The sequence below is a fragment of the Bacillus sp. GMa5/1 genome (assembly GCF_050172015.1).
Classification (GTDB): Bacteria; Bacillota; Bacilli; order Bacillales; family Bacillaceae_G; genus Bacillus_A; species Bacillus_A cereus.
In genome coordinates, this window is sequence record NZ_JBNLYC010000284.1 from 1 (window position 1) to 3,894 (window position 3,894).

The following is a 3,894-nucleotide window of genomic DNA, read 5'->3' on the forward strand; positions in this document are numbered from 1 at the left end:
ATTCTTTTGCTATGAAGAGAAGAAATGTAATAATAAATAGAATTGAACTATTTGATGGAAGGTGAGAGCATGCGCTTACTTGTAGTAGAAGATAATGCCTCGTTATTAGAGTCTATCGTACAAATTTTGCGTGATGAATTTGAAGTAGATACGGCAATAAATGGAGAAGATGGATTGTTTTTAGCGCTTCAAAATATATATGATGCAATTTTGCTGGATGTGATGATGCCAGGGATGGATGGATTTGAAGTAATTCAAAGAATACGTGATGAAAAGATTGAAACACCAGTCCTGTTTTTGACAGCGAGAGATTCTTTAGAAGATCGGGTGAAGGGATTGGATTTTGGTGGAGATGACTATATCGTTAAGCCATTCCAGGCCCCTGAATTAAAAGCGAGAATTCGCGCTTTACTACGCAGAAGTGGTAGTTTAACAACGCAGCAAACGATTCGTTATAAAGGGATTGAATTGTTCGGAAAAGATAAAGACGTTCAAGTAGATGGACAAAGTATTAAGTTGACATTGAAACAATATGAGCTACTAGAGTATCTCATCCAAAATAGCGGGAAGATTTTAATGCGTGAACAAATTTTTGACCGTGTTTGGGGATTTGATTCAGATACGACAGTAGCCATTGTGGAAGTGTATGTGCATCATTTGCGTAAAAAATTAGAACCATTCGGTTATCAGAAAGATATTCAAACTGTTCGAGGTATTGGATATATATTAAAAGAACAATGAAAAAAGGAAGTATGTTTCAAAAGACACGCATTCGTTTGACTATAGTGAATTCATTAGTATTTATCCTATTAATAGGTATATTAGGTAGTATTATTTATTCATACACATATAAGCGTATTTATAATGAAGTGGATCAATCTATAAAAATGATGGCTCAGTATAGAGAAAAATTAGATGTTAAAATACCACCAAGAAAACGTATGGAGAATATCCAAATTGGAGATCCGCGAGTAACTAGAATAACTTGGAATGGGAAAATAGTGAAAATAGAGGGCGATAATCGTAAATTCCGTTCAATTTTTGAAGAGAATTTGGAAAAGTTTTCTCCGGAAAAAATAGGGGAGTTACAAGATATCAAAGTACAAGGACGATATTTTAGAGCATTTTCGCTTCAAAAAGATGGAGAAATAGTTCAAATCGTGCGAGATATAACAGCGGAAGAAGGAATGTTAAATACTTTATTTTTAATCCTCGTTATAGGTTGTAGCATAGGAAGTGTATGTGCGATAGGTATCGGCTTTTTCCTAGCTGGCAGAGCACTCGTACCTATTCAAAATTCATGGGAGAAACAGCAGCAATTCGTTTCTGATGCATCACATGAATTAAGGACACCGCTTGCAGTTATTCAATCAAAAACGGATGTGTTATTTCAGTCACCATCCGCTACGATAGAAGAAAAAGCGATGGATATTTCTACAATTTCAAAAGAATGTAGGCGGTTATCAAAACTCGTTAGTAATTTATTATTACTAGCACGTTCTGATTCTAATCAAATTGAGATGGATAAAAAAACATTTGAACTTGATAAATTGTTAGAAGAAATAGTAGCTCCATATAAAGAGATTGCTTCTTATCAAGAAAAAGAAATGATACTAAAAGTAGAACGTGACGTATCTTTTATGGCTGATAGAGAGCGGATTCATCAAATGATGGTCATACTGTTAGATAATGCGATGAAGTATACAAACGAAGGCGGGCATATTCAAATTGATTGCACGCAAACGAGTAGTTCGATTCGCATACAGGTGAAAGATGACGGGATAGGAGTGAAAGAAGAAGATATTCCGAAATTATTTGATCGTTTTTATCAAGGGGATAGAGCAAGAAGTACGTCAGAAGGAGCTGGATTAGGTCTTTCAATCGCAAATTGGATTGTAGAAAAGCATTACGGAAAAATATCAGTAGAGAGCAAATGGGGAGATGGCACTTGTTTTGAAGTGATTTTCCCTAAAAACCAAAAAATATAAGTAAGAAGACGATCTTGTTTTTACAAGGTCGTCTTTTTTTAAGACAAAGTTAAGAAACTATTTATATTATATATGGCATGAAGAAAGTTCGTTACATGAAGAAGAGACTAGGTGTATGTGAGTGGGGTTTATCAATCATAATGTTATCTCAAGCAGCGATGAGATGTATGTATAGTATTAAAAAAACTAGGGGAATGATGGGAAAGAAAGTATAAGAGGGAGGAATTAATTTTGAAAAAGAAAATGATGACGGTATTCACTATTGGAGTAATGAGCTTAAGTATATTAGGGGGTGCCTCTCCTTCTGAAACATCAAAAGGAAAGACAGATTACACACAACGTAGTAAAGAACAATTAAATAATGGAAAGATACATGCTGTGCATACAGAAGAAAAGGCAGAGAATCTAGGTATTGAAACGGAAGGGAAAGAACAAATTACGTTAGAAAAAGAAATTCATGAGACAGAAGTAGGAAGAGAAGCGAAGCAGCTAGGAATTTCGATTGAAGGAAAAGATGTTGGGACGCTGTCAGAAGAAATCTATGAAACAAAAGTAAAGCAAGAAGCGTTAAAACTAGGCATATCTATAGAAAATACATCAATTGTAAATTTAATTAATCAAATTAATACGATTAAAATTAATGATGAAGCGGATAAATTAGGTATTTCGACAAATGGAAAAGAAATAGAGGACATTGCAGAAGAAATCTATGGAACGAAAGTAAGAGAGGAAGCAGGGAAGTTAGGTATTTCACCAAAAGGAAAAGAGATAGAAGTGTTAGCACAAGAGGTGTACGAACAAAAAGTGCAGGAAGAAGCAAAAAAATATCATATTGATTTATATGGGAAAGATATATATCAAGTATTAAGAGAAATTAATGAACAAAAGGTGCTACAATTGGCAGATGAGCTTAATATGGACAAAGCGAACATGAATATTCAAGAGCTAACAGAAAAAATAAAAAAAGATCAACCTGAGAGAGAAAAAGAACTAAATTTTGTACCAGTGATTCGAACGGATGCTGACGCATTTTATTCTTATTTAACGAACTAAAAAGGGCGTGAGAGTGATACGGAGGTTTAAGTGGTATATATGTATAGCATTACTAGCTATAGCGGTATGGAGTGTATATACAAATGGAATTACAAAGTATGGGGAGAAGTGGACATTCTTCAATATACAAAACGGGAAAGAACCGGAATTTAGTAATAATGATGAAAAGGTCATTTTATCAAGTGTACCATTAATTCAGCAACTACCAGAGCTAGATAGAGGCTGTGAAGTGACAAGCTTAGCGATGATGTTACAATACGCTGGTGTTTCAGTGGATAAGATGACATTAGCAAATGAAATAAAAAAAGTTGATTTTATAGACGATGGTGTGCGCGGGAATCCAAATGAAGGATTTGTAGGTAATATTTATACATTTTCTGAATCGGGATATGGTGTATATCATGGGCCACTTTTTCAGTTAGCGGAAAAATATTTACCTAATAAAGCTGTAGACTTAACAGGGAAGAATATAGAAGAAATTTATAAGAGGATAAAAGCAGGGCAACCTGTAGTCATGATCACAAATGCAACATTTGCACCATTAGATGCAGCTGAATTTACTACATGGGAAACAAATAGTGGAGATGTTTCTATTACGTATAATGAACATTGTGTTGTACTTATTGGATATGATCAGGAATTTGTATATATTCGAGATCCACTTGAGGATAGCTTAGATGTAAAAGTACCGAGAGAAACCTTTGAACAGGCATGGGTACAAATGGGAAGTCAGGCAATTAGTTATGTAAAGAGCGTCAAATAAATTAGGACGAAGAGTTTTAGTAATATGACTATAAGGCGAAGGGTAAAGATTTAAGGATTATAAGAGAAGTTTTATAGAGTAGAAGCTGTT

Annotated in this window: 4 protein-coding genes; all 4 read left to right on the forward strand. The window is 34.4% G+C overall.

Annotated features, from left to right (window positions below; all coding sequences use genetic code 11):
- The first annotated feature begins 69 nt into the window (after positions 1 to 69).
- The 4 genes from ACQGSG_RS27350 to ACQGSG_RS27365 all read left to right on the forward strand — a co-directional run bounded on the left by ACQGSG_RS27350 (position 70) and on the right by ACQGSG_RS27365 (position 3,804).
- A complete protein-coding gene (locus ACQGSG_RS27350) occupies positions 70 to 741 on the forward strand; it encodes a response regulator transcription factor (RefSeq protein WP_002102717.1) in 672 nt (223 codons plus the stop codon).
- On the forward strand, positions 738 to 1,988 hold the full coding sequence (locus tag ACQGSG_RS27355) for a sensor histidine kinase (protein WP_426948508.1): 1,251 nt from the start codon (positions 738 to 740) through the stop codon (positions 1,986 to 1,988). Before ACQGSG_RS27350 ends, ACQGSG_RS27355 begins: the two co-directional genes overlap by 4 nt.
- 231 nt (positions 1,989 to 2,219) lie before the next feature.
- Positions 2,220 to 3,041 carry a hypothetical protein gene (locus tag ACQGSG_RS27360; protein WP_000728596.1) on the forward strand — a complete coding sequence of 274 codons (822 nt, stop codon included), beginning with the start codon at positions 2,220 to 2,222 and terminating at the stop codon, positions 3,039 to 3,041.
- 13 nt (positions 3,042 to 3,054) lie between these two features.
- Positions 3,055 to 3,804 carry a C39 family peptidase gene (locus ACQGSG_RS27365; protein WP_000621163.1) on the forward strand — a complete coding sequence of 250 codons (750 nt, stop codon included), beginning with the start codon at positions 3,055 to 3,057 and terminating at the stop codon, positions 3,802 to 3,804.
- The last annotated feature ends 90 nt before the right edge of the window (positions 3,805 to 3,894 follow it).